At 65.5% G+C, this 24201-nt stretch carries 23 protein-coding genes; 15 read left to right on the forward strand and 8 right to left on the reverse strand.

The window, feature by feature from the left end; translation table 11 throughout:
- Positions 1 to 23 precede the first annotated feature (23 nt).
- Entirely contained in the window at positions 24 to 728 is a 705-nt protein-coding gene (locus ABZ942_RS32050) for a WHG domain-containing protein (RefSeq protein ID WP_357388576.1), read from the forward strand.
- 95 nt (positions 729 to 823) lie between these two features.
- Complete coding sequence (locus ABZ942_RS32055; RefSeq protein ID WP_357388578.1) at positions 824 to 1543, forward strand: TetR/AcrR family transcriptional regulator; 720 nt, start codon at positions 824 to 826, stop codon at positions 1541 to 1543.
- Positions 1544 to 2127: 584 nt separating this feature from the next.
- On the opposite strand, the gene ABZ942_RS32060 is transcribed toward ABZ942_RS32055, so the two are convergent.
- From ABZ942_RS32060 to ABZ942_RS32075, 4 genes are all read right to left on the reverse strand, one after another.
- Entirely contained in the window at positions 2128 to 2352 is a 225-nt protein-coding gene (locus tag ABZ942_RS32060) for a hypothetical protein (RefSeq protein WP_357388580.1), read from the reverse strand.
- Between the two features lie 585 nt (positions 2353 to 2937).
- The gene (locus ABZ942_RS32065) at positions 2938 to 3876 is read right to left on the reverse strand and encodes a TIGR03621 family F420-dependent LLM class oxidoreductase (RefSeq protein ID WP_357388582.1); all 939 of its coding nucleotides are present in this window, start codon (positions 3874 to 3876) and stop codon (positions 2938 to 2940) included.
- A 75-nt stretch (positions 3877 to 3951) separates the two neighbouring features.
- Positions 3952 to 6267 carry an MMPL family transporter gene (locus ABZ942_RS32070; RefSeq protein ID WP_357388584.1) on the reverse strand — a complete coding sequence of 772 codons (2316 nt, stop codon included), beginning with the start codon at positions 6265 to 6267 and terminating at the stop codon, positions 3952 to 3954.
- Positions 6268 to 6420: 153 nt separating this feature from the next.
- The gene (locus tag ABZ942_RS32075; protein WP_357388586.1) at positions 6421 to 6870 is read right to left on the reverse strand and encodes a MarR family winged helix-turn-helix transcriptional regulator; all 450 of its coding nucleotides are present in this window, start codon (positions 6868 to 6870) and stop codon (positions 6421 to 6423) included.
- Between the two features lie 86 nt (positions 6871 to 6956).
- Between ABZ942_RS32075 and ABZ942_RS32080 the strand changes: the two genes are divergently transcribed.
- From ABZ942_RS32080 to ABZ942_RS32110, 7 genes are all read left to right on the forward strand, one after another.
- Positions 6957 to 7286 (forward strand): rhodanese-like domain-containing protein, encoded by a 330-nt coding sequence (locus tag ABZ942_RS32080; protein ID WP_357388588.1) that lies wholly within the window; start codon positions 6957 to 6959, stop codon positions 7284 to 7286.
- 84 nt (positions 7287 to 7370) lie between these two features.
- On the forward strand, positions 7371 to 7847 hold the full coding sequence (locus ABZ942_RS32085) for a DUF1772 domain-containing protein (RefSeq protein WP_357388590.1): 477 nt from the start codon (positions 7371 to 7373) through the stop codon (positions 7845 to 7847).
- Between the two features lie 213 nt (positions 7848 to 8060).
- Positions 8061 to 8537, forward strand: coding sequence for a nitroreductase family deazaflavin-dependent oxidoreductase (locus ABZ942_RS32090; protein ID WP_357388592.1), 477 nt, complete (start codon positions 8061 to 8063; stop codon positions 8535 to 8537).
- An 89-nt stretch (positions 8538 to 8626) separates the two neighbouring features.
- Positions 8627 to 10918 (forward strand): molybdopterin guanine dinucleotide-containing S/N-oxide reductase, encoded by a 2292-nt coding sequence (locus ABZ942_RS32095; RefSeq protein WP_357388594.1) that lies wholly within the window; start codon positions 8627 to 8629, stop codon positions 10916 to 10918.
- 46 nt (positions 10919 to 10964) lie between these two features.
- Entirely contained in the window at positions 10965 to 11477 is a 513-nt protein-coding gene (locus tag ABZ942_RS32100; protein ID WP_357388597.1) for an HIT family protein, read from the forward strand.
- A 16-nt stretch (positions 11478 to 11493) separates the two neighbouring features.
- Entirely contained in the window at positions 11494 to 12075 is a 582-nt protein-coding gene (locus ABZ942_RS32105; protein ID WP_357388599.1) for a PadR family transcriptional regulator, read from the forward strand.
- An 11-nt stretch (positions 12076 to 12086) separates the two neighbouring features.
- Positions 12087 to 13553 carry an FAD-dependent monooxygenase gene (locus ABZ942_RS32110; protein WP_357388601.1) on the forward strand — a complete coding sequence of 489 codons (1467 nt, stop codon included), beginning with the start codon at positions 12087 to 12089 and terminating at the stop codon, positions 13551 to 13553.
- A 27-nt stretch (positions 13554 to 13580) separates the two neighbouring features.
- Here the strand turns inward: ABZ942_RS32110 and fetB are convergent, their stop codons facing one another.
- Complete coding sequence (gene fetB, locus ABZ942_RS32115) at positions 13581 to 14357, reverse strand: iron export ABC transporter permease subunit FetB (RefSeq protein WP_357388603.1); 777 nt, start codon at positions 14355 to 14357, stop codon at positions 13581 to 13583.
- Positions 14357 to 15019 carry an ATP-binding cassette domain-containing protein gene (locus tag ABZ942_RS32120; protein ID WP_357388605.1) on the reverse strand — a complete coding sequence of 221 codons (663 nt, stop codon included), beginning with the start codon at positions 15017 to 15019 and terminating at the stop codon, positions 14357 to 14359. Before ABZ942_RS32120 ends, fetB begins: the two co-directional genes overlap by 1 nt.
- 73 nt (positions 15020 to 15092) lie before the next feature.
- Here ABZ942_RS32120 and ABZ942_RS32125 point away from each other — a divergent pair, with 73 nt between their 5' ends.
- From ABZ942_RS32125 to ABZ942_RS32145, 5 genes are all read left to right on the forward strand, one after another.
- Entirely contained in the window at positions 15093 to 15473 is a 381-nt protein-coding gene (locus tag ABZ942_RS32125) for a VOC family protein (RefSeq protein WP_357388607.1), read from the forward strand.
- The gene (locus ABZ942_RS32130) at positions 15364 to 16035 is read left to right on the forward strand and encodes a DUF2199 domain-containing protein (protein ID WP_357388609.1); all 672 of its coding nucleotides are present in this window, start codon (positions 15364 to 15366) and stop codon (positions 16033 to 16035) included. The genes ABZ942_RS32125 and ABZ942_RS32130 overlap by 110 nt, the downstream gene beginning before the upstream one ends.
- Positions 16036 to 16081: 46 nt before the next feature.
- Positions 16082 to 16732: a transcriptional repressor LexA gene (gene lexA / locus ABZ942_RS32135; RefSeq protein ID WP_357388611.1), complete on the forward strand. Its 651-nt coding sequence runs from the start codon at positions 16082 to 16084 to the stop codon at positions 16730 to 16732.
- Between the two features lie 33 nt (positions 16733 to 16765).
- The gene (locus ABZ942_RS32140; RefSeq protein WP_357388613.1) at positions 16766 to 17629 is read left to right on the forward strand and encodes an NAD-dependent protein deacetylase; all 864 of its coding nucleotides are present in this window, start codon (positions 16766 to 16768) and stop codon (positions 17627 to 17629) included.
- Positions 17630 to 17989: 360 nt separating this feature from the next.
- Complete coding sequence (locus tag ABZ942_RS32145) at positions 17990 to 18886, forward strand: alpha/beta hydrolase (protein ID WP_357388615.1); 897 nt, start codon at positions 17990 to 17992, stop codon at positions 18884 to 18886.
- 224 nt (positions 18887 to 19110) lie between these two features.
- Here ABZ942_RS32145 and helR read toward each other — a convergent pair whose 3' ends face one another.
- The gene (helR, locus tag ABZ942_RS32150) at positions 19111 to 21306 is read right to left on the reverse strand and encodes an RNA polymerase recycling motor ATPase HelR (RefSeq protein ID WP_357388617.1); all 2196 of its coding nucleotides are present in this window, start codon (positions 21304 to 21306) and stop codon (positions 19111 to 19113) included.
- Positions 21307 to 21952: 646 nt separating this feature from the next.
- On the opposite strand from helR, the gene ABZ942_RS32155 reads away from it, so the two are divergent.
- Entirely contained in the window at positions 21953 to 23842 is a 1890-nt protein-coding gene (locus tag ABZ942_RS32155) for a S9 family peptidase (protein ID WP_357388619.1), read from the forward strand.
- Here ABZ942_RS32155 and fdxA read toward each other — a convergent pair.
- A complete protein-coding gene (fdxA, locus tag ABZ942_RS32160; RefSeq protein WP_357388621.1) occupies positions 23839 to 24183 on the reverse strand; it encodes a ferredoxin in 345 nt (114 codons plus the stop codon). The genes ABZ942_RS32155 and fdxA overlap by 4 nt on opposite strands.
- Between the last annotated feature and the right edge of the window lie 18 nt (positions 24184 to 24201).

Genomic DNA, 24201 nt, shown 5'->3' on the forward strand with positions numbered 1-24201 from the left:
TCTTGGTATTGCACGGTGAATGCATGCCGACGACGCCGCGCGCCCGAGCCAGGGCGCAGACCATGACCGACATAGTCCGCATCGGCCGGGAGCATCTGGCGACCGACGGTGCCGCGGCTCTCTCGCTGCGCGCGGTCGCCCGTGACCTCGGCGTAGTCTCCTCGGCCGTCTACCGCTACGTCAGCAGCCGCGACGAACTACTGACCCTGCTGGTCGTGGACGGCTACAACGCACTCGGTGACGAGGTCGACGCCGCGCTCGCCGAAGCGCCCGACGACCCGATCGGACAAATCCGCATCCTCGCCCGCACCGTCCGCCGCTGGGCCCTGGCCGAACCCGCCCGCTACGGACTACTTTTCGGCACCCCGGTCCCCGGCTACGACGCCCCCGCCGACGAAACCATGGCCCCCGGCACCCGAGTGATCATCGCCCTGCAATCTCTCTTCGCTCGCGCCTACCAGTCGGACCTGCTGCACGTTCCCGCGTTGGTCCCGCGCCTATCATCGCCTCTAGCAACGGATTTCGCCCAAATCCGGAACGACCTCCACCTCGACATCCCCGACTGGCTCATCATCCGCGGAGTTACCTTCTGGGCCAGCCTGTTCGGCGCGGTAAGCGCCGACGTCTTCGACATGTACGGCGCGGAAACCTTCGCCGACCGAGCCGAACTCTTCGAACTTCAACTCGACGCCCTGCTCGACATGCTCGGCTACCGGCCGAACAGCTAGCCGCGCAGCCTGTTCCGGGCTCATGGGTGCGAAGCGACCGCTCGATCTAAGTTCCATTTAACGAACTAAGTTCCTGTCAAGCTATAGTGGTCGGCATGCCCGCCGATCCCCGCCAACGCCGCGCAGCTCGCCACGCCCAACCCGCAGCGGCGGCCGCGTCGACACCGCACAAGAAGCCGATCACCGTCCAGCGGATCACCGACGCCGCCTTGGAAGTCGTCGCGGCCGAGGGGTATGACGCGCTGACCATCCGCCGGGTCGCCGCCGTGCTCGGCACCGGTCCGTCGTCGCTGTATGCACACATCGTCAACAAGGACGACATCGACGATCTGCTGATCGGCAGCCTCTACTCCGAAGTCGTGCTCCCCGAACCGGACTCGGCTGTCTGGCGCGAGCAGCTGCTCGGGGTGTACACGCAGATCCGCGACCTGTACCTGAAATACCCCGGCATCTCACGTGCCGCGCTGGCCACGGTCCCGACCAACCTGGAAACGCTCCGGGTCGGCGAAGGAATACTGGCGATCCTGCTCACCGGCGGCATCGAACCCAGGACGGCCGGATGGGCTCGCGATGCGCTGTCCCTCTACGTCAGCGCCTATGCGCTGGAGCAGTCACTGGTCCAGCAACGGCGCCGGCACCCGGATCAGGAATGGGTGCTCAGCCACGAGGAGTTGTTGGACCGCTTCACCGCACTGCCCGCCGAGAAGTTCCCGCTGACTCGACGCCATGCCGCCGAGTTGATCTCCGGCACCGGACACGACCGCTTCGAGTTCGCCCTCGGCCTGCTCATGGACAATCTGACGACAAAGGCTTGATCAGCGGCAACGGCGGGACTGGTCAGCGATCCCCGGAACGGCCGCTCATCCTGATCCAGATGCCGGCCATCCAAGATCCGAATAAGGGGATGTCCGCTTTCTGATGAGGGTTTCGTGACCGGCGCTGTTGGTCTGTCCAGCTCGTCCAACCTCGAGGAATGGGGATCGGTAATGCGTAGGTTCATCCGCAGCACGCTCGGAATGACAGGCTTGCTCGTCACGTTTCTACTGGGTTCGAGCCCGGCCGCCTCGGCGACCGTGGCGGAGCACGTCGGCCCCTCGCAGCCCTCGGCCTGTAGCCGAGCCGGTGCCACTGCAGCAGCGGCACCGGACACGACCTTCGTGGCGGCCGACGCTTGGTGGACGGGGTGCCAGCTGAATTCCTGGGAAGTCAGGGGTTGCGAGCAGTACGACATGTACGAAATCGAGCGCCAGCCATGCGAGCGCGGGTACAAATATCACTGCTCGAGCACCCCGCCGAAGAAGAAGCCCGCGTAGCTCTCCGCACGATGTGATGGATGCAGCATGTCATCCACCACATCGCCCGTAGCGGACATCGCGAGAACGAACGGACGCCCAGCGCGCTAAGCAGGTGGCTGCGAATCCCAGTCGTTATCCGCAGGATCGCCGATTTCCTCGCAAGCATTGTTCTTCGCACGCACAGCGTCGGTGTACTTCTGTTTTGCGGCTGATGCCTTCTTCTTGTTCGCTGCGGAGGGATCCTTCTTGCTGGCATCCGCGGCCTTCTTCATGCTGGCTTCAGCACGCTCGGCAGCCTGGGTCGCGTCTTCGCAAGCGGCCTCCCGCACAGCGGTCAGGCGGGGGAGTGCGAGGTCTCGCGCGGACGCCGCGCCGGCACCGGAGACGAAGACGGCCGCGCATGCTCCGACCACGGTGACTAGTGAGGCAACACGTACCCGAACAAGGTGCATTGGTGGCCCTAACCGTTGGAAGGTGTACCGCGATTCGGTTCACCGTATGCGGTCTATTCGGAACTGGGGCCGACCTCGGATGGTACTGCGAGTTCATTGCGAATGAGCGGATTTAGGGGACAGCGTAACTGGTCGTATGCCCGTTTTAAGTGGATCTGCGGCGGTGCAGAGAGTTGGGGGAGGAGTCGGGCAGATCGGCCCTATAGGTGAGGCAGGGGAGTTGTCGCGCCTTGATAGGGAGTTCTGTTGGGGGACTGCGGGTTCCGGAGTCATCAGGTTCTGTGGCGGAGATCGGCTGAGGCTCAGTGGAAGGTATCAAAGTAGATAATCCATATAGATACGTAGATATGCGTATCTTCGCATACGGAATATTCCAACCGCACCTCACCACAAATCACCATTGCTCAATCAACCGTTCCAGCCCTCTCGTCAGCCAAGACGAGAGGGCGCGGGCGACGAGTACTAGTTCTCTGTTGAGGTGAGTGCCGCGAGGAGTTGGGCACCGGCTGCACGGGCGGGTGCGCGCATGACGAATCGGTCGAACCCCCAGCGCTTCTGGTGTGCACGCAGCTCGGTGACCAGCTCGTCGATTGTGCCGATCAAGACGTACGGTGCGCTGAGCAGCTCGGCGACGCTGGTGGTGGGAATGTCCTCGGCGAAGCGGGCACAGGCAGCTTCCGCGTCGTCGGTGATCTCCACATGCTGCACGAGCGCCTCGAACGCGGGCGAATGTCCTGCCTGCTGAGCAGCATCGAGTGCGAGCTCGACGTGCGCGTCGATCTGATCGCGACTCCACCGGGTTTCATGGTTGCGCCCATCGGCCAGCGTCCGACCGAGCCCGGAGAATCCGACGATATCCGCGTTCGCGGCCGCATATCGAAGCACGCGAGTCCCATTGCCGCCAACGAGAACCGGCACTTCCTCCTGCACGGGCCGCGGCCGGTTCAGTACCGCATCCCGGAGCTGAACGTGCTCACCCGCGAACGTCACCGTCTCGCCGGCGAGCAGCCGCCGCGTGGTATCGGTGACCTCGACCATTCGGTCCACCCGTGCCGAGGCCGAAGGATGCTCCCGCCCCTGCATGGTCCATTCCGCCGGGGTGTGCCCGGCCCCGATCCCGAACAACGCCCGCCCACCGGACACGAAATCGAGCGTGGCGACCTCGCCGGCCAGCAGAAACGGTTCCCACATCCCGGCATTCACCACATTCGTCCCGAGCCGGATCGTCTCGGTGGCGGTCGCGGCCGCGGCGAGCGCGACGAAAGGCGAAACGAACGAACCTGGATGGTCAGGGACCATCAGGGCGTCGAACCCCTCCCGCTCGCATCCCTTGGCGAAGTCCGGCCAGGAGCCGACCTCGACCACATTGGCGGTCATCGAGAACTTGATCGGAGCGTGCATGCTCGACCTCCCTTCGAGCTGCCCACGCTAATTCGGGAAAGCCGTGCTGCGTAAGCGATTCCGCTGAGGGCGAAGTCAGCGCTGTCCTTGATCCGCACTGACGACGGGCAGTCGCACGGTCACCGGGTCGGTGACGGGGGTGGTCTTGACGAGGTCGGTCATGTTGCGAGCGCTGGGGTGCTCATCATCGAGGACGGGTTCGCCGAGGCCGACGCGCTGTTGGAGCCGTTTCATCCAGGCCGGCGCCCACCAGCAGTCGTCGCCGAGCATTTTCATGATGGCGGGTACCAGCAGCATGCGCAGGATCGTGGCGTCGATGAACAGTGCGGCGATCATGCCGTAGGCGATGTACTGCATCATCACCAGGTCGGAGAAGGCGAACGCGCCGGTGACGACGAGCAGTATCAGCGCGGCGGCGGTGATGATTCCGCCGGTGTGTGCGGTGCCGATTCGGATGGCCTCGGTGGTGGTCGCGCCCTTGGTGCGGGCTTCGACCATGCGGGACAACAGGAATACCTCGTAGTCGGTGGAAAGCCCGTAGATGATGGCGATGATGACGATCAGCACGTTGGCTTGGATCGCCTGTGGAGTGAAGTTGAGCAGGCCCGAGCCGTAGCCGTCGACGAAGATGAGGGTGAGAATGCCCAGGGTGGATCCGAGGCCGAGCACGCTCATCAGAGCGGCCTTGAGCGGCAGTACGAGGGATCCGAAGGTCAGGAACATGAGCATCGTGGTCAGCAGCAAGACCACCACGACCATGAACGGTATGCGGCCCAGCATGCCATCGATGGTGTCCTTCTTGAACGCGGGTTGGCCGCCGACCAGCATGGTGACCCCGTCGGGCAGCGCCATCGCGCGTAGGTAGTCGATGGTCGCGTTGGCCGCGTCGGTGTTCGTGGAGTCGGCCAGTTGAGCCTCGGTGCGGTAGACGCCCGGCCGGAGGGTCGAGGGGGTCGGCGTGGCGAATTCGCCTGGCACACCTGGTCTGAGCTCAGCGAGCCCCGGTGCTCGATTTGCTTGTTTGAGCGCCACGCCGATGGCATTACGGTGAGCCTGGCGATTGTCGTCGGTGTCCTCGGTGACGAACACCAGTTGCACCGGGTCGGACTTGCGCTTCGGAAAGGTGGTGTCGAACTCGTGTTGAGCCATTCTGGTCGAATTATCCGGTGGCAGATAGGTTTCGCTGAAGGTACCGAAGGCGATGTTCTTGACCGGGATGATCAGTAGCAGCAAGCCGAGGATCAGCGGGACGGCGATCTTCTTCGGGTGCTGCATCACCCATCGCGTGCTGCGGCCCCAGAGTCCGTTCTCGACTTCTTCAGCGGTTTTGGTTCGGCTGAACCGCTTGACGCCGAGCATATCGACGCGCGGTCCGAGGATGCTGAGGATGGCGGGCAGAATGGTGATCGCTGACAGCGCGGCCAGCGAGACGGTCGCGATGGAACCATAGGCCAGCGATCGTAGGAATCCCTGTGGGAAGAACAGTAGGCCGCCGAGGCTGATGACGATCATGGTGGCGGAGAAGACGACGGTGCGGCCCGCGGTCATCACGGTGCGGCGGACAGCGACGTGAGTTTCGTAGCCTTCGGCGACTTCTTCGCGGAAGCGGCTGACGATAAACAGGCCGTAGTCGATCGCGAGACCGAGGCCGATCATCGTGACGACGCTGGAGACGAACGAGTTGACCTGTGTGATCTCGGTGATGAATCGGACGATGCCGTTGGCGCTGATGATGGTGAGGCCGCCGAGGATCAGCGGCAGTGCTGCGGCGACAAGACCACCGAATACGAAGAAGAGCAGGATCGCGACAGCAGGTAGCGCGAGCAGTTCCATGCGGTGCAGGTCGTCGGCGATGGTGTCGGTGAGGGCGCCCGCAACCGGTTGGAGTCCGGCTACCTGGACGTCGATTCCGGTGATATAGAAGACGTCCTTGACGGCCCGGAAATTGTTGACGATGTCGGTGTCGTTGTCGCCTTTGATGGCGACAGAGGCGAATGCGCGGTTCTCCTCGGGTTTACCGAAGATGGCGGGGTTCCCCGGCGCAGCATCGGTTCGCCAGTAGGCCCCGTTGACCTTGTCGATCTGGGGATACTTCTTCGGCAGATTGTTCAGGCTGTCGACGATCTTGGCGCTGAACGCGGGATCGTCGAGTTTCACACCGGGCGGTGCGGTGTAGACCAGAAGCACGTCGGCGGTGTGGTCGCGCAGGAACGCTTCGTCGGCAAGGCGTGCGGCGTGCGACGATTCCGATGTGGGGTCGTCGAATCCGCTGGCGCCGAGATGGTTTCCGAGGTCATAGCCGTATGCGCCGAGCGCGAGCATGCCCGCACCGACGACGCCGATGACGATGAATCGGAACCGGTGGACGAAATCTCCCCAGCGCGCGAACATCAAGCGGCTCTTTGTCGGTGCGGGCAGGTCGGTCGGGTGGGGAGCGGCCTGAGGGCACCGATCATCAAGAGATTGCATCCTTCCGGTGGTCGCGCCCGATATGCGCGCTATCCAAAGTACCGGTGGTGCGGAGTGGTCTTCCTGAGAGTTTTGCTAGGAAATGTCGGTTGGGCCAAGGATTTTGCCGAGTGTTCGGGTGAGTGTCTGCAGTTCGTCGGGGTCGAGTTTGCCTGCGAAGCGTTGTTCGATGCCGGCGAGGTAGCGCGGGGCGGCTTCGCGGAGGCGGGTGCGTCCGGTGTCGGTGATGGTGACGAAGGCGGATCTGCCGTCGTCGGGGTTGGCTTCGCGGGTGACCAGTCCGGCGGTCTCGAGTTCGGTGACGAGTCGGCTTACCCGGGTGCGGCTGAGGACGACGCGGGCGCCGAGGTCGGTCATGCGCAGGGGCGGGACGCCGTCGAGTTCGAGCAGGACGTCGTACCAGGCGAGGGGGAGTCCGGCTGCGGTGCGTAGGTCGGCGTCGAGTTGGGGCACCAGTTGGGCGTGGACGCGCAGGAGCGCGGACCAGGCGTTGGCTGCTGCGCGGGGATGGTCGGTGTGGGCCACGGTCCGATCTTACCTACTTGTGTGCGCCCGCACGCATATAGTAGCGTGCACACGCACATAGTTTGTGTTCGGAGGAAGGAAATCTCATGACCGATGTCATTGCTCGTGCGGAGCTCGCGGCCGCAATCGAGGCCGGTTCGGTGACGGTGCTCGACACGCTCGGGGCCGGCTACTACGAGAAGGCGCATCTGCCCGGCGCGCTGGTTCTGGTCGAATCCGATGTGGAATCGACTGCGGGGCAACTGCTTCCGGATCGCGAGGCGGCCATTGTGACGTATTGCGCGAACGAGGCGTGCCGTAACAGCGAGAACGTCGCGGTCAAGTTGCGGGCGCTGGGCTATACGAATGTTCGCGCGTACCGGGCGGGGATTCAGGACTGGGCGGACGCGGGTCTGCCAGTTGTCGAGGGGGTCTGAGCTGCTGAAACGGTGGAGACTTGCGCCTGTGTCTAGCTATGCTAGATTGATTAGCAACGCTAGATCGAGAGACGGAGTCCATCAATGTTCAGCACAGTCGTTCAGGTTCTCGGCATCGTTGCGGTGCTCGCCAACGCCGTCGTCTACGGCACCGATGCCTGCTACGCCATCATCACGCGGTCGGTGTACGCACGGTTGGACGATGCGACAGTGACGGCCTCGGCGGGGTGGGGGCATTACTACGGTGACCGTCGGATGCCGATCGTCGGGATCAGCGGGGTTGTCACCGCGGTGCTGACCGCTGTGCTGGCGGCGATCGGCGGCTATGTCGGTGCGGCCGTGGCGGCCGGTATCGCGGTGGCGGCGTTGGTGATCTGGCTGCTGGTCTACGTTCGCGTGGCCAAGCCGGTGAACACGCAGCAGACCGCCGCGGCGCAGGCGGGGATCACGCCGCCGAATGCTCGTGCGCTGCAGGACAAATGGGACAGTGTGGTGAATGCGCGGGTTGCGTTGCAGTTCGTTGCGCTTGCCGCGTTGGGCGCGGCCATCGCGTTGGTGTGAGGGCGCGGACTGTGCGGTCGCTCCGGTCGAACCGGATCGACCGCACAGTCATGTGATGAGCCGTGTTCGGATGGGTGCGGACCGGCTTCGTCGTTCGTGGAGCGTTGTCTGTCAACAACTTTGCGTCGCGGGCACGCGACCTCCGATGTGACATGCCCCTCGGTCCCGGCCTGGCACAGCGACTGGGGAACGGCAACGTGTCAGGATTCTCAGATGGTGTCGAATCCGCTGCCGCCGATTGCCCGCAGGCTGGCCCAACAGCGCTGGGTCATGCGCACCGCGCCGGTTGTCATTCCGGTGGAGCGCGCTGTTCGACGTTGGACCGACGGCCGCAGAGGCGTGCTGGATCTGGTCGGGCTGCCCTCGATCGAGGTCACCGTCGCGGGGCGCAAGACCGGTATCGCGCGGACCACGTCGCTGCTGTATGTGCCCCGTGGCGAAGACTTCCTTGTGATCGGCTCGAACTGGGGTAATCCGAAGCATCCGGTGTGGTCGGCCAATTTGCGTGCCGCCGATACGGCGACTGTGCGGCACAAGGGCGAGCAGTTCATGGTCGGAGTTACCGAGCTCACCGGTGTCGATCGCAAACCCGCCTGGGACCTGGCCGTGGAATTCTGGCCCGGGTACGAGATGGAGTACGAACTGTCCGGTGGGCGGCAGTTCCGGATGTTCGAGCTGCGCCGCCTCTGACGGCGGTCGAAATGTGTTCGTGGCGGCGGTGAGTCGCGGCTGACGAGCTGGCCCACCACTTTGTCGCAGGGCCGGGTTACGGTGGAACGGTGACCACGCATCTGACGCACTGGGGTGCCTTCGAGGCCGACAGCGACGGCGATCGACTGACTGCTGTTCGCCCGTGGCGCGGCGATCCGGAGCCGATGCGGTTGATCGAGAATGTGGCGTCGGCGCAGCATCATCCGACCCGGGTCGATCAACCCTATGTTCGACAGGGCTGGCTGGAGCGCGGGCCGGGTGCGGCCGGGCGCGGGGACGAGCCGTTCGTGCCGGTGTCGTGGGAGACCGCGTTGGATCTGCTGGCCGGTGAGTTGGGGCGGGTGTATCGCGAGCACGGTGCCGAAGCCGTGTACGGCGGGTCCTACGGGTGGGCGAGTGCGGGGCGGTTCCATCACGCGCAGAGTCAGACGCATCGGTTCCTGAACTGTCTCGGCGGGTATGTACGGCACGTCAACAGCTACAGCCTCGGGGTGTCGCAGGTGCTGATGCCGCATGTACTCGGCTCTCTCGATCTCGTCCTCGAGCGGGCGACGTCGAAGACGGTGCTGGCCGAGCACGCCGAGTTGGTGGTGGCGTTCGGCGGGTTGTCCCCGAAGAACGCTGCGGTGACGCCGGGCGGTGTGTCCCGGCACAACGCGCGGGGCTGGATCGGTGCCGCGCGGGCGCGGGGCTGCCGGTTCGTGTCGATCACGCCGTTGCGTGACGACATTCCGGCGGAGGCCGAAGCGGAGTGGCTCGCGCCGCGGCCGGGCAGCGATACCGCGCTGATGCTGGCCCTGGCGCAAGTGCTGGACGCGGAGGGGTTGGCGGACAAGGCCTTCCTGGACAAGTACACGGTCGGCTACGAGCGTTTCATCGGCTACGTCCGCGGCGAGACGGACGGGATCGTCAAATCTCCCGAGTGGGCCGCGACGCTCACCGGCCTACCCGCCGAACGCATCCGGACACTCGCGCGTGAGATGGCGAGCGCGCGGACCTTCGTGACGGTCAGTTGGTCGTTGCAGCGCGCGCAGTACGGTGAGCAGCCGCTGTGGTTGGGCGTGGTGCTCGCGGCGATGCTCGGCCAGATCGGGTTGCCCGGCGGTGGGTACGGGCACGGCTACGGGTCGACATCGCACGTGGGCGAGCCCGCGCGGGAATTCTCGCCACCGCGACTGCCGCAGGGGCGCAACGGAGTCGACACCTTCATTCCGGTCGCGCGCATCGCCGACATGCTGCTCAATCCGGGCCAGCCCTTCGAATACGACGGGCAACACCTGGTCTATCCCGATATTCGGCTGGTCTACTGGGCCGGTGGGAATCCCTTTCACCACCACCAGGATCTGGCCAGGCTGCGCGAGGCGTTCGCCCGACCGGAGACCGTGGTGGTGCACGATCCGTTCTGGTCCGCCACCGCCCGGCACGCCGATTTCGTGCTGCCCTCGACCATGTCGATCGAGCGCGACGACTTCGGCGCCGGCGAAAACGACCGCCTGATGTTCCCGATGAAGGCGATCACCCGTCCGCACGGCAAGGCGCGCGACGACTACGCCATCTTCGGCGAGCTGGCCGAACGCCTCGGCATCGGCAAGGAATTCACCGAGGGCCGCACCACCGACGAGTGGCTGCGCCACCTCTACGAGGAATGGCGACTCCGCCACAACCTGCCCGACTTCGACACCTTCTGGGCCAGCGAGCACATCGAACTGCCGGTGCCCGACCCGCAGCAGATCCTGTTCGCCGACTTCCGCGCCGCCCCCGAGCAATTCCCACTCGACACCCCGAGCGGCAAGATCGAGATCTTCTCCGAAACCATCGACGGCTTCGGTTACGCCGACTGCCCTGGCCACCCGAGGTGGTTCGAACCCGAGGAATGGTTGGGCGCCCCCGCTGCGGCCGAGTTCCCGCTGCAGCTCGTCGCCAACCAGCCGCGCGCCAAGCTGCACAGCCAACTCGACGTCGGCGCCTACAGTCAATCCACCAAAGTCGCCGGGCGCGAACCGGTTCGACTGCATCCCGCCGACGCCGCCGCTCGCGACCTGCACGACGGTGACACCGTCCGTATCCGCAGCAAGCGCGGCAGCTGCCTGGCCGGGCTGGTCATCGATGACGGAGTGCGGCAGGGCGTAGCGCAACTGTCCACCGGCGCCTGGTACGACCCCGATCCGACGAACCCCGCGTTCTGCCGCCACGGCAACCCGAACGTCCTGACACCCGACCGTCCCTCTTCGACGCTGAGCCAAGGAAGCACCGGTCAGCTGTCGCTGGTCGACATCGAACGGTACGACGGAGTCGCCCCTGACTTGGCCGTCGACCAGCCACCTGCCACGGTTGAGGAAGCGGCACAACGCCTTCCGTGACAGCGCGGGTGGTCGTGCCACCCGCGCTTCGGCAGAATCGGCGGTCATGGAACGAATTCCGTTCGACGTCGACGCCTACGTGCAGCGCACCCAGTCCGAGGCCTGCTTCATCTGCGGGCTGGTAGCTGCCAAAGACGAGTGGCACCAGGTGATCGCCGAGAACGAGGACAACATCGCGTTCCTGTCGAAGTACCCGACCCTGCTCGGCCATGTCCTGGTCGCCCCCAAGATCCACCACGAGCATGTCGTGCGCGATTGTGCCGAGGATGCATATCTGCAGTTGATGGCGTTGGTCTACCGAGTTGCCCGTGCGGTAGAGGCGGTTTTACCGGTCGAACGCACCTACCTGCTGACTCTGGGCAGCCAACAAGGCAATTCACACCTGCACTGGCACGTCGCGCCTTTGCCACCCGGCGTGCCCTACCGCGAACAGCAGTTCTATGCGCTGATGGGTGAGAACGGTGTACTGCCGTGGACACCCGAGCAGGCAGAGTCGTTGGCCGAACGACTCCGAAGAGCACTGGATACGGGTGATGCAGGTATAGTCGGATCCGACTAATAGGAAGCGACTAACTGTGGCACGACGCAAAGTTACCAACACGCTGGCCCTCGCACTGCTCGGGCTGCTGCTCGAACGCCCGATGCACCCCTACGAAATGGCTGCCACACTGCGAGAACGTCTCAAAGACAGCAGTTTCAAAATCAATTCCGGCTCGCTGTACGACACCGTCGAGGCGCTCGTGCGGCACGAATGGATCGAGCCGGTTGAGACGGTTCGCGATGGCAACCGCCCGGAGCGAACTGTTTACGCGCACACCGAACTCGGGCGCCAGGAATTCGTCTCGTGGCTCGACGAACTGGTGCGCATCCCGGTCGCGGAGTTCCCGAGGTTCATTGCGGCGATCAGCTATCTCGGCGCGCTCGGCCCGGTGCGGGCCGCCGATGCGCTCGAGGAGCGCGCCCGCCATCTCGCCGAACATATTTCCGGTGCGGACGCCACACTCGAGCAGACCGTGGGCGCAGGAGCGCCGCGGCTGTTCATGATCGAAGTCGAGTACCAGCGGCACGCCTGGCAGGCCGAACTGGAGTGGACCCGGCAGACCATCGCCGAGATCGCCGACGGCTCCCTTCCCTGGCCTGAGCCCGGCACGTACTGAGGGGGAACACGATGTCCGACCGTTCACTGGATACCGAAGTCTTGATCGTCGGCGCGGGCCCGGCAGGTCTGCTGCTCGCCTATGAGCTGGCACTGGCCGGGGTGCGCACCACCGTCCTCGAGCGTTCGCCGGAACCGCTGTGGTGCCGCGGCTACAACCTGAACGCCCGCGCACTCGACCTGCTCGCCCGGCGCGGCTTGGCCGAGCAGTTCATCGCCGAAGGCCACCAGGTGCCCAACGCTCCGGCCACCGGGATCCGGCAACCGTTGCGACTGGCCGGGACGCGGACCGATCACCCGTTCTCGTTGGGCATCCCGCAGACCCGCGTCGAAGAGGTACTGGCCACGCGGGCCTGCGAGCTGGGTGCCATCGTCTTGCGTGGTCACGAGGTTCGCGCAGTCGAGCAGGACATCGAGTCGGTCACCGCGACGGTCGATAACGGACGGTCCGTCACCCACGTGACCGCGCGGTATCTCGTCGGCTGCGACGGTGGCCGCAGTGTGGTCCGCAAGAGCGCGGGCATCGCGTTTCCTGGCACCGACGCCACCTTCTTCGCCTTGCTCGGCGACGTCGAATGCGATCTGCCGCATGGTCTTTCGACCGGACCGGACGGGGGAACCGTGTTCGTCATCCCACGGCCCGGATACGTCAGAGTCATTGTGCGCGAGCAGGATCCGCCCGCGGACAAGGACTCCCCGGTGACGTTGGCGTTGCTGCAGTCCCAAGTGTCCGACGCGCTCGGCGTGCGTACCGAACTGCGCGCACCGCGCTGGCTGTCCCGGTTCGGGGACGCCGCGCGCCTGGCCGAGCGCTTCCGCGATGGACGTGTCCTGCTGGCCGGCGACGCGGCGCACATCCACCCGCCCGCCGGGGCGATCGGCGTCAACGTCGCCCTCGACGACGCGTTCAACCTGGGCTGGAAGCTCGCGGCCACGGTCCGCGGCACCGCGCCGGAAAGCCTGCTCGACACCTATCACGACGAACGGCACGCGACCGGTACGGCTCTGCTGTCGAACCAGCGTGCGCTGCTCATGCTCACCGAACCCGAGTCGCCGCTGGCCGACCTGGTCCAGCGGGTCGCGGCACACCCGGCGGGCAACCGCGCGCTGACCGAGATCCTGACCGGCCTGGACACCTGCTATCCGCCCGGCGGGCACCACCCCTGGCTCGGCCGCCTCGCCCCCAACCTGTCCTTGTTCACCGCCGCGGGGGGAACAACCCTGGCCGCGCTATTGCACTCAGGCCGTCCGGTGCTGCTGGATCTGACTCCCGAACAGGCGTTCTCGAGGTGCTCGGCCTCGATCACCTGGGTCGGCGCCAACTGTCCTGCGCATCCCGATGTTCGCGCGCTGCTGCTGCGCCCGGACGGCCACACCGCCTGGCTCAGCACCACCCCCGCACACGACGCGAGCCTTGCCGACGCACTCGATCGCTTGGTCGCCCCAGCTCTTGCCGGATCCACCGGCGATATCGGTTAGCGGGGCGCGGCAAAGCAGCAGAGCGAGTCAGTCGGGCAGCAGTACAAGTCGTTGCGCGTCGTCGAACAGTGCGCGTTCCGCGACACGGGCGGCGGTGAGAGCTGCCAGAGCGGTCGCGGCCAACAGCATGTACATGACCACGATTTGGTAGCGGATCGCGGTGAGCGGATCGACACCGGCGAGGATGAGGCCGGTCATCGCGCCGGGCAGGCTGATCAAGCCGACGACCTTGGTCGCGTCGATCGAGGGGACAAGGGCGGTGCGCAGGGCGGACTGGCGGTGCGGCAGGAAGGCTTGGCGGGCAGGCAATCCCAGGCAGAGGCGAGCTTCGATGGCGGGTCTTGCCTGTCGGGCGTCTTCGCGGATTCGGCGTAGTGCCAGACCGGTGGCTTGCATGGCCCCCGACACGACCATCCCGCCGACCGGGACTACCACGCGAGGTTCGGTGGAGATCACGCCGAGCAGGACGAGCGTGCCGAGAGTGATGATGGTGCCGACGGCAACGCCTATCGTCGCGGTGCGGCGCGCCTGCGGGAGGCCGGCGCCGCGACGGCCCGCGACTTGTCCGGCGATGATCATCATCAGGATCACCCAGGCGAACGCGCCGGGTAGTGCGGTGTGGCGGAACACGATCAGCAGGATCGCGCCGACCGCGATCAGTTGAACGCCGGCGCGTATCGAGGCGATGACGAGTTCACGGGTCAGGTTGAGGTGTTGGCGGTAGGCGATGAACGCGGCCAGGGCGACCAGCAGCAGCGAGGTCGCGACGCCGGTCCAGTCCGGTACCGAAAGACCTTGCACCATCAGCGCTTCCGATCTATTTGGTCGGTTCGGTCTTCGGGTATCAGGTGTTTGTCGTCGAGTAGCAGGACGTCATCGGCGACGGTTCGCACGAAGCTGGGATCGTGGCTGACCAGGATCACGTTGCCGCCCGCGTCGACATGCTCGCGAATAAGGTCGGCGATCACCGCGGCCGCGGCCGCATCCAGCGCGGAGGTCGGTTCGTCGAGCAGCAGCACGTCGGGTTCGACGGCCAGCGCACGGGCCAGGCAGACCCGTTGTGCCTCACCGCCGGACAGTTCCGCGCAGCGGCGATCGGCGAACGACTCCGGCAACCCGACTCTGGTCAGCAAAGCCTGTGCCCGTGGGATCGGCAGGTCGCCGCGCCCGACCCGCACCTCATCGACCACAACGTCGGCCAGCAGTACCGATCGCTGCGGAACCAGTCCGACCCGGCGGCGCAACGCCAGCACGTCGAGCCCGGTGATCGGGGAGCCGTCGAGCAGGATCTGGCCGCTGCTCGGTTCGGCGAGGCGGTTGAGCAGTCGGAGCAGCGTGGTCTTGCCCGTCCCGCTCGGCCCGACCACCGCGGTGCACCGACCTCCGGGCATGGTGACGTCGAGGTCGACGAGCAGCGGTGTCGAACCGGCGACCACGCCGACTCGATCGAAGACGAAGGTGTGCACGGGCCAATCCTGCTACGCGGCGGTGAATTTATTGCGCTGCATCGGCACTCGGGTCCCCGATAGGCTCGCCGGCATGATTCTTCGCCACGTCGCCGTCGACTGCGCCGATCCGTACAAGCTCGCGTCGTTCTGGAGCGCCGTCACCGGTTGGCCGCTCTCCGATGAGGACGAAGTCGACGACGACGAGGCGCTGCTCAGAGCGCCCGAGCCCGTTCCCGGTTTCCTGTTCATCCGGGTTCCGGAGGGCAAGACGGTGAAGAACCGGATCCACTTCGATTGGATGCCCACCGAACGCACCCGCGACGAGGAAGTCGAGCGCCTGATCACGTTGGGGGCGACACTGTATGAGGATCACCGCACCCCCGAAGGTCGCGGGTGGGTCACTCTCCTCGACCCCGAAGGGAACGAATTCTGTGTCGAGCGAAGCACATCCGAACGAGGGATCGACGACTGAGCAAGGCTCAGCGCACGAGCATGCGCAGGCCGGTGCGTTAGAGAGCGCCGGTTCCTGCCCGACCTGCGGTAATGCGCTCGATGAACACAATCGGCACCGGCGGTTCACCCTGCCGGATCCAGTGCTGGCCGCGCCGGACCGGGAGCGGACACCCGGCACGTGGATGAGCGGCGAGACGGCCCACATCTCGGAGCTGTTGATGGTCCCGAACGAAGGCACGTACGTTCGGGCAACGCTGCCCATCAAACTCACCGGGGGATACACCGTGTCCTACAGCGTGTGGCTGCTCGTCCACCCCGATGACTGGAGGCCGATCTGCGATACCTGGTGGACCCCGGAATACGCGGATCTTCGAATACATGGCTGGCTCGCGAATGCCATCCCCCCGTTCGACATTTTTGCGGCGCCCGTCTTGGCGATTGTGCGCAGCCCGACGCAGGTCCCGCTCTGTCATCAGTCGACCGATCCGCTTCTCGATCGTGTCCTGCACGACGAATGGCCGCACGAGTTGTTCCTCGAGGATCTCGGCCGAGCGGGACCGGCGCGTGGCGACACTCCGTAATAGCCTGTGCGACCGTGTGATCGGTGCTGACCTCTACGATGCCCCGGTGACCTACGACGACCTCGAGCATCTCGACACCTCCCGCCTGCCGGAGCGGCAGCAGCAGATCCTGGCCACGATTCGCGATTGGGTGGTGCGCCAGGGCTATGCGCCGAACTCCCGGCAGATCGGGGACGCGGTGGGGTTGAAGTCTTCGTCGTCGGTGTCCAAGCACCTGAACAGCCTGGAGGAGAAGGGGTTCCTGCGGCGCAGCGAGACGATGTCGCGGCCGATCGATGTGCGGATGTTCCTGCCGGGCTCGGCGCCGCGGGAAACGAACGAGGATTCGGTGGCGGTGCCGGTGGTCGGTGATATTGCGGCGGGCACGCCGATTCTGGCCGAGGAGCACACCGACGACATGGTGACGATGTCGCGTCAGCTGGTCGGGCGCGGGACGGTGTTCGGGTTGCGGGTGCGCGGGGATTCGATGATCGACGCGGCGATCTGTGATGGTGACATCGTGGTGGTGCGGCAGCAGAACGAGGCGCACTCGGGGGAGATCGTGGCCGCGATGATCGACGGGGAGGCGACGGTGAAGGTGTATCGGCGGCGCAATGGGCACGTGTATCTCGAGCCGCGCAATCCCGCGTACGAGGTTATCGACGGGGACAAGGCCGCTGTTCTGGGCAAGGTGGTGTCGGTGATGCGCCGCGTCTGATCGGCCGGTGGCGGGGCGTCGTACGCTGAAATGATGTCGGACATCTCCGAACCGGACTTCGAGCGGCTGGTCGAGCTATTGGCCGGCCGGCGGGTGGTGGCGCTGACCGGTGCGGGGGTATCGACCGACAGTGGTATCCCCGACTATCGCGGTCCGTCCTCGCCGCCGCGCACTCCGATGACCTATCAGCAGTTCGTCGGTGACGCGGTGTTTCGGCAGCGGTATTGGGCGCGTAATCACATCGGCTGGCGGCGGATGGATGCGTCGCGGCCGAATCCGGGGCATCGCGCGCTGGCGCAGCTGGAACGGTTGGGTGTGGTGAGTGGGCTGATCACCCAGAATGTGGATCTGTTGCATACGAAGGCGGGGCATCGTCGGGTGATCGATCTGCACGGCACCTACGCACGGGTGCGGTGCTTGCGTTGTGCGGCTTTGATTTCGCGGATGGCGTTGGCGGAGCGGCTGGAGGCGGCGAATCCAGGGTTCGCCGAGGGGGCGACAACCAATGGGGTGGAGGTCGCGCCGGATGCCGACGCGGTTGTCGCCGATACCGACAGTTTTCGGATGGTCGATTGTGTGGGCTGCGGGGGAATGCTCAAGCCCGACATCGTGTATTTCGGGGAGAATGTGCCGAAGGAGCGGGTTGCTGCGGCGTTCGAACTCGTCGACGAGGCTGATGCGTTGCTGGTTGCGGGGTCGTCGTTGACGGTGATGTCGGGGCTGCGATTCGTGCGGCATGCGGCGAAACGTGGGCGGCCGGTGGTGATCGTCAATCGCGGAAATACCCGAGGGGACGAGTTGGCGTCGCTGACCGTTGATGCTGGCTGCTCGGGTGCGCTTGTCGCGCTTGCCGACAGGCTCGGGGATGCGCGCGTTCTTGCCGGAGTAGCGGTGTAATCGACTTTTATTGCGGCGCAATACACGTCGTTGCATCGCGTGCGTGTCGGCATTCGATGCCATTAATGGCGCGCGGCGGGGCTTGTGCGGCGAGCTTTGCGAAAGTATCGCCGGTTGAATAACCGGCTTGCGGTCGATGCAAACACGCATCCCGTGCCGAACAAGGCTTCTCGGCGGCCCGGAACTCTTCCCTTTCAACATATATCGCATGGGTGGGCTTGCGGCAAGCCCCTGTCGGTGCCGCATACTCGCAGGCCCGAGTTCGCGCGGCCGCTGAATGCCGGTCGCCCGACTCGATTTTCGGACAGGTGCGGATGTCCGATGCCGGCGACAGTGCTGCATCCCGAGACGGAGGAACCAATGGCTGAGGAGATGGCGATGCAGGTTGGTCCGTCGCGGCTCGACATCGCCTACGAACGCCTCGGCGACACAGCACTGCCGCCGGTGCTGCTGATCATGGGTGGCGGCGCGCAGATGATCAATTGGCCGGACGGGTTCTGCACCGAACTGGTCGACCGCGGTCTGCATGTAATCCGGTTCGACAGCCGCGACACCGGCCACTCGACACACCTGTTCGACGCGCCGGTCGTCGATATGCCTGCGGCGATGGCCGGTGACCTCACCACCGCGTCATACAACCTGTCGGACATGGCCGCCGACACCGTCGGCGTCCTCGACGCACTCGGCTTCGCCAGCGCCCACCTCGTCGGCCTGTCCATGGGCGGAATGATCGCGCAGACAATCGCGATCGAATACCCCCACCGCATCCGATCCTTGACCTCCATCAGTTCCCGCACCGGCGCTCCCGGCGTCGGCGACGCCGATTTCGCCGCAATCGGCCCGCTGGGTCCGCAACCGCACGACCGGCAGAGCTACCTCGACTGGCAGGTCCGCGCCTCGCGAGCGATCTGGTCGCCAGGCTTCGCCTTCAACGAAGCCGCGGTCGCCGAAACGGCCGGACGGGTGTACGACCGAGGCCGCGACCACGAGGCGATGATGCGCCACTTCGTCGCGGTCCTGGCCTCCGGCGACCGGACGGCACCACTGAACACGGTGCAGGTACCGACCTTGGTGCTGCACGGTGCCAACGATCTGATGTGCGATGTCAGCGGCGGCCGCGCCACCGCCGAAGCCATCCCCGGCGCGAAACTGATGATCTTCGATGGCATGGGCCACCACCTGCCCCGCGAGTTGTGGCCGACCTTCGCCGACCACATCGCCGAACTCGTGCACAGCGCGGAAGCCGCCGCCAGCTGAGGTACCAGCCGGCGGCGGATCGTTGCAGACGAGTTCGTGGCGGCTGGGCTGACCACCTCGATCGCCGAGGCCGAGCTCGGCAGCCGAGCACGCTGCCGGTCTGTCGCACGGTGTTGGTGATCGAGGATCAACGGCAGTGCACCGCGAGCCCGGTCATGAAGTGGCTCAGTCGTCCGGACGTGAAGGCCGCGCACGGGTGTGGGACGTGGCGGCCTTCGCTTCGTCTACCGGCGGGTTCCGGCCGGTGCGGGTGTTCCGATCTCGACGAGTCCGGTCAGGGCCTGGGGTAGCGGGCCTTCGTGGAGGACGCCGAGGCGTTGGGTTGCTCGGGTCAGGGCGACGTAGAGTTCGGCGGCGCCGCGTGGGCCTTCGGCGAGGATTCGTTCCGGGTCTACGACCAGGACGGCGTCGAACTCCAAGCCCTTTGTCTCTGCGGCCGTCACGGCGCCAGGCATACCTGCGGGCCCGATCACGACGCTGGTGCCTTCGCGATCGGCTTCGGCTTGGACGAATTCATCGATGGCAGTGGGTAATTCATCCTCGGTTACTTGTCTGGACCATGGCTGGACGCCGCACGCGCGGACCGATTCGGGTGGCTGAACGCCCGGAGCGAACTCGGCGAGCAACGCTGCGGCGACGGTCATGACCTCGGCTGGGGTGCGGTAATTCACCGTCAGGGATCGGTAGGCCCAGCGGCCGGGGACGTAGGGCGCCATCATCGTGTCCCATGAGGTCGCACCGGCTGCCGATCGGCGTTGGGCGAGGTCGCCGACGATCGTGAACGATTTGCTCGGGCAGCGGCGCATCAATACTCGCCAGTCCATTTCGGACAGTTCTTGGGCTTCGTCGACCACGACGTGGCGGTAGGTCCAATCGCGGTCTGCGGCAGCACGTTCGGCGAGTTCTCTGGTGTCACGTTCGAGGAAGCGGTCGGCCAGGTCTTCGGCGTAGAGGAGGTCCTGGGCGAACAGGTGGTCCTCGTCGTCCATCATGTCCGCGCGGCCGACCATGACGTCAAGGACGCCGGCGGCGTACTCTGCCTCGGCCTTTCGTTCCCGATCGGCGGTCTGATCGGCCGGTTTGTCGGGGCCGAGCAGATCGAGCAGTTCATCGAGCAGTGGCACGTCCGACACTGTCCATGCCGCACCGTCCGCACGCAACAGCGCCTCGTCGGCACCGGCCGCACGCAGTCGTTCGGGCGACGAATATAATTGTGCCAGTAGCGTTTCCGGCGTCAGGATCGGCCAGAGTTCGTCGAGTGTGGCGGCGAAGGTGTCGTGCGTGGCCAGCTCTTCGAGCAGGTCTTCGCGCAGTTGCTCCCATGCTTCGCGATCGTCTCTGGTCAACCAGTCCCGGCCGATCCGGGCTATCGCCCGCTCGGTGAGCACATACGTGATGATGTCGCGGAACACCGCTTGCGCCTCGTTGTGCGGCCGCCCGCTCGTGCGCGCCTCCTCCCTGGCCCACTCGGCGGTCTCGGCGTCGATGCGGACGGTGACATCGGCCAGTTCGATCGTCACCGGTTCCTTGGGCAGTCGCTGGCGATCGGCGACCGCGGCGGCGAGCACGTCCAGGATCTTCAGTGCCCCCTTGAGCTTCGCGGCTTGCGGGGCGTCCTCAGCGGTGACGCGCAGACCGGGCACGAGCCCGCCCGCGGTCGTGAATACCACGTTGGTCTCGCCCAGCGAGGGCAGGACGTGGGCGATGTGGTTCAGGAACGCCGGATTGGGCCCGACCACCAGCACGCCCTGACGTTCCATCCGCTCGCGCTGGGTGTAGAGCAGATACGCGACACGGTGCAGCGCCACCACGGTCTTCCCGGTACCGGGACCGCCCTCGATCACCAGCACGCCGGGATGGTCGAGTCGGATGATCTCGTCCTGCTCGGCCTGGATCGTCGCGACGATGTCGCGCATGCCCGCACCGCGCGGTGCGTTGACGGCCGCGAGCAGGGCCGCGTCACCGCGCTCGCCGTCGTCGGGACGACCGAGCACCTCGTCGGTGAAGTCGACCACCTGACGTCCACGAGTGTGGAACTGGCGGCGGCGACGCATGTTCTCCGGCGTAGCCGCGGTGGCGACGTAGAACGCCCGCGCCGCGGGTGCGCGCCAATCGAGCAGTAGCGGTTCGAACTCGTTCGCCTCGTCGTAGAGGCCGATCCGGCCGATGTAGGAGTGTTCGCCCGTGCGGGTGTCCAATCGACCGAAGCACAGTCCGTTGTCGGCGACGTCCAGCCGGTGCACCGACTTGCCCAGCGCGCGCACCTGGTCCTCGCGTTCCATGGCGGACACGTCTCTGCCGCGCAGCGCGGCGCTGTACTGGTCTTTCGCTTGCGCGCGTTCGGCGTCGAGACGCGTGTAGAGCCCGGCCACGTAGGTCCGCTCGGACCCTAGTTCCTCTTCATACCCCTGAGTAGGCATGTGCCCCTTCCCTTTTCGCTGGCTCGACGGTGTCGCGTTGGTCATGCGGGCACGGTCGCTCTGCTCGGCTGATCACATTGAGCAGCAGTCCCGCGGCCCCCTTCGATGCAGATCGTGGTGGCCACGGCTTTCGTTCGTGTGCAGGTTCTGGCCTCGGCCAGCGAGTATGCGGTACGACCGGGGTCTTGCCGCAAGCCCCCGGGTGCGTTATATATTGAATACGGAAAGGATTCAGTACCTCCTTTCCATTTTTCTTGTCCGCTGTAGACGGACGACCCCCTCGCCCGTGCCGAGCAGACCTTGCTGCAGACGTGCGCAACATCGAGCGCCGCGGCGACATCCTCGGATCGAGGCTGCTTTTCCCCGCAACCCTTTTCGGGAATCTGCACCCCTTTCAGGGGGTCAATGGCGAGTGCAGGTCGCCGAGGGGGAACTGGTGTCGTGCGGCTCTCGGGTGTTGCCTGCATCAGTTCCCCCTCGAGCCGGATCTGCCCGGGGGGCGCACCTGGGCGGTGTGGAACGCTCATGTGGGTGTTCGGTCTGGGGGGTGTAGCTGTGATGTTGATCATGTGGAGGGGGAATTGACTGTGCCGCGACGGCCGACGGTGTCCTGGGTTGGACGTGTTCACCAACCAGGAGGATCGCCATGGCGTTGCCGGAATTCATCTCTGTCGAGGACTTTTTCAAACCGCCGGTTAGTGCGGCGCCGTCGATCTCCCCGGGCGGCACCAGGATTGCCTACCTGGCGCCGCGCAAGGACCGGTTGAACGTGTGGATCCAGGAACTCGACTCCGACGCGGAGGCGCGTTGCGTGACTGCGGACGAGAACCGCAATGTCTACAACTTCCGCTGGACCGACGATCCGCGCTGGCTGCTCTACACCCAGGACACCGGCGGTGACGAGCAATGGCACCTGTATCGAGTCGATCTGGACAACCCGGACGCACCCGCGCTCGACCTGACACCGTTTCCTCGAACAGCGGTCATCGACTTCGAGTTGCCGGCGAGGCGCTCAGGGAAGGTGCTGGTACATCTGAACAACAGGAAGGTCGAGCTGTTCGACCTCTGCGAGATCGACCTCGCCACCGGCGACATCACGGTGCTGGCCGAGAACCCGGGTCATGTCGGAGCCTGGCTGTGCGGCCCTGACGGGGAAGTGTTCGGCCGTGGACTGACGACGACCGGCGATATCGAGCTTTCGCGTTGGGACAGCGACACTCTGCATCCCATCGCGCTGTTCGACGGCGCGGACTATCCGATGGGTGTGTTGCCGGTGCGGCTGACTCCGGATGGGTCCGGAGTGTGGCTCGGTTCCAACCGCGGCACCGACCGTACCCGGCTGGTCCGGCTGGATCTGACCACCGGACAGGAGACCGAGGTCGACAGTCACCCGACGTTCGACCTCGACACTCGCGGCGCCGTCATTCCCACGCTTCCAGCACCGTTGATTCTCGACCGGCGAACCGGAGAGCTGATCGGAGCCCGCTACCTGGGCGAACGCCAGGTGATCCACGCACTGGATCCGAATTTCGCTGCGGTGCTTGCCAACTTGCAGACGCTGTCCGACGGCGACTTGGCCGCAGTGTCCTCCGACGACACCGGGCAACGCTGGGTCGTCACCTTCACCCACGACCGCGACCCCGAAGTCGCCTACTTCTACGACCACTCCACCGGTGAGAGCCGACTGCTGTTCCGACCGTATCCGCATCTGAATCCCGAATCGCTGGCTCCGATGACACCCGTAACGATCACAGCGCGGGACGGACTGAACCTCCCGTCGTACCTGACACTGCCTGTCGGCATCGAACCGGTCGGATTGCCGATGGTGCTGATGGTCCACGGTGGCCCATGGCTCCGCGACAGCTGGGACTACGACCCGACCGCACAACTCCTCGCCAACCGCGGCTATGCCGTGTTGCAGGTCAACTACCGCGGTTCGACCGGATACGGCAAAGCGTTCGTCAAAGCCGCGATCACAGAGTTCGCAGGCAAGATGCACGACGACCTCATCGACGCCGTGCAGTGGGCCGTCGACCAGGGCTACACCGATCCGGCACGAGTCGCGATCTTCGGCGGCTCCTACGGTGGCTACGCCGCCCTCGTGGGCGTCACCTTCACTCCCGAAGTCTTCGCCGCCGCCATCGACTACGTCGGCATCTCCAACCTGGCGAACTTCCTGCGCACCATCCCTCCGTACTCCAAACCACACACCGCCAACAACTGGCACCTGTTCGTCGGCGACCCCGACGACCCGGAACAAGAAGCCGACATGCTGGCCCGCTCACCGATCACCCACGTCGACCGCATACGCACTCCACTACTGGTCGTCCAGGGCGCCAACGACATTCGGGTAGTTCGCGCCGAATCCGACAACCTCGTCGACGCACTCCGACAGCGCGGAGTAGAGGTCGAATACCTCGTCAAAGACAACGAAGGACACGGCTTCGCGAACCCGGAGAACCAGATCGAGTTGTTCCACACCATCGAGCGCTTCCTCGCCCGACACCTGGGCGGGCGCGAATCACCCACCCGCTAGGCCCTTCCGGTGTCGTATTCCTGCACGTAGACCGTGTCGACTCCGAGAGGACCGATCACCGTCCCGCCGCCCGGATGCCCGAGTGGCGTGGTCCGGCCGGGCAGCGGCTCGGTGAAGAAGCGGGCGTTTTCGACGAAGAACTGCTCCTGCCCTGCGGGAATGTCGTCCTCGTAGTAGATCGCCTCGACCGGACAGGCCGGTTCGCAGGCCGCGCAGTCGATGCATTCGTCGGGCTGGATGTAGGCCATCCGGTCGCCGATGAAGATGCAGTCGAGCGGGCACTCCTCCATGCAGGCCCGATCCAGCACATCCACGCAGGCCGCGCCGATCACGAACGTCACAATGTTCTCCTCGCTGTC

The organism is Nocardia sp. NPDC046473 (genome assembly GCF_040645995.1).
Taxonomy (GTDB): Bacteria; Actinomycetota; Actinomycetes; order Mycobacteriales; family Mycobacteriaceae; genus Nocardia.

Bases quoted from the DNA above. Each gene is read 5' to 3' on its own strand.
- ABZ942_RS32065 (WP_357388582.1), bottom strand. From the start codon at position 3,876: ATGCACGCTCCGATCAAGTTCTCGATGACCGCCAATGTGGTCGAGGTC.
- ABZ942_RS32085 (WP_357388590.1), top strand. From the start codon at position 7,371: ATGTTCAGCACAGTCGTTCAGGTTCTCGGCATCGTTGCGGTGCTCGCC.
- ABZ942_RS32090 (WP_357388592.1), top strand. From the start codon at position 8,061: ATGGTGTCGAATCCGCTGCCGCCGATTGCCCGCAGGCTGGCCCAACAG.
- ABZ942_RS32155 (WP_357388619.1), top strand. From the start codon at position 21,953: ATGGCGTTGCCGGAATTCATCTCTGTCGAGGACTTTTTCAAACCGCCG.
- ABZ942_RS32055 (WP_357388578.1), top strand. From the start codon at position 824: ATGCCCGCCGATCCCCGCCAACGCCGCGCAGCTCGCCACGCCCAACCC.
- helR (WP_357388617.1), bottom strand. From the start codon at position 21,306: ATGCCTACTCAGGGGTATGAAGAGGAACTAGGGTCCGAGCGGACCTAC.
- fetB (WP_357388603.1), bottom strand. From the start codon at position 14,357: ATGGTGCAAGGTCTTTCGGTACCGGACTGGACCGGCGTCGCGACCTCG.
- ABZ942_RS32100 (WP_357388597.1), top strand. From the start codon at position 10,965: ATGGAACGAATTCCGTTCGACGTCGACGCCTACGTGCAGCGCACCCAG.
- ABZ942_RS32070 (WP_357388584.1), bottom strand. From the start codon at position 6,267: ATGTTCGCGCGCTGGGGAGATTTCGTCCACCGGTTCCGATTCATCGTC.
- ABZ942_RS32130 (WP_357388609.1), top strand. From the start codon at position 15,364: ATGAGGATCACCGCACCCCCGAAGGTCGCGGGTGGGTCACTCTCCTCG.
- ABZ942_RS32140 (WP_357388613.1), top strand. From the start codon at position 16,766: ATGTCGGACATCTCCGAACCGGACTTCGAGCGGCTGGTCGAGCTATTG.
- ABZ942_RS32050 (WP_357388576.1), top strand. From the start codon at position 24: ATGCCGACGACGCCGCGCGCCCGAGCCAGGGCGCAGACCATGACCGAC.
- ABZ942_RS32110 (WP_357388601.1), top strand. From the start codon at position 12,087: ATGTCCGACCGTTCACTGGATACCGAAGTCTTGATCGTCGGCGCGGGC.
- ABZ942_RS32080 (WP_357388588.1), top strand. From the start codon at position 6,957: ATGACCGATGTCATTGCTCGTGCGGAGCTCGCGGCCGCAATCGAGGCC.
- ABZ942_RS32145 (WP_357388615.1), top strand. From the start codon at position 17,990: ATGGCTGAGGAGATGGCGATGCAGGTTGGTCCGTCGCGGCTCGACATC.
- ABZ942_RS32125 (WP_357388607.1), top strand. From the start codon at position 15,093: ATGATTCTTCGCCACGTCGCCGTCGACTGCGCCGATCCGTACAAGCTC.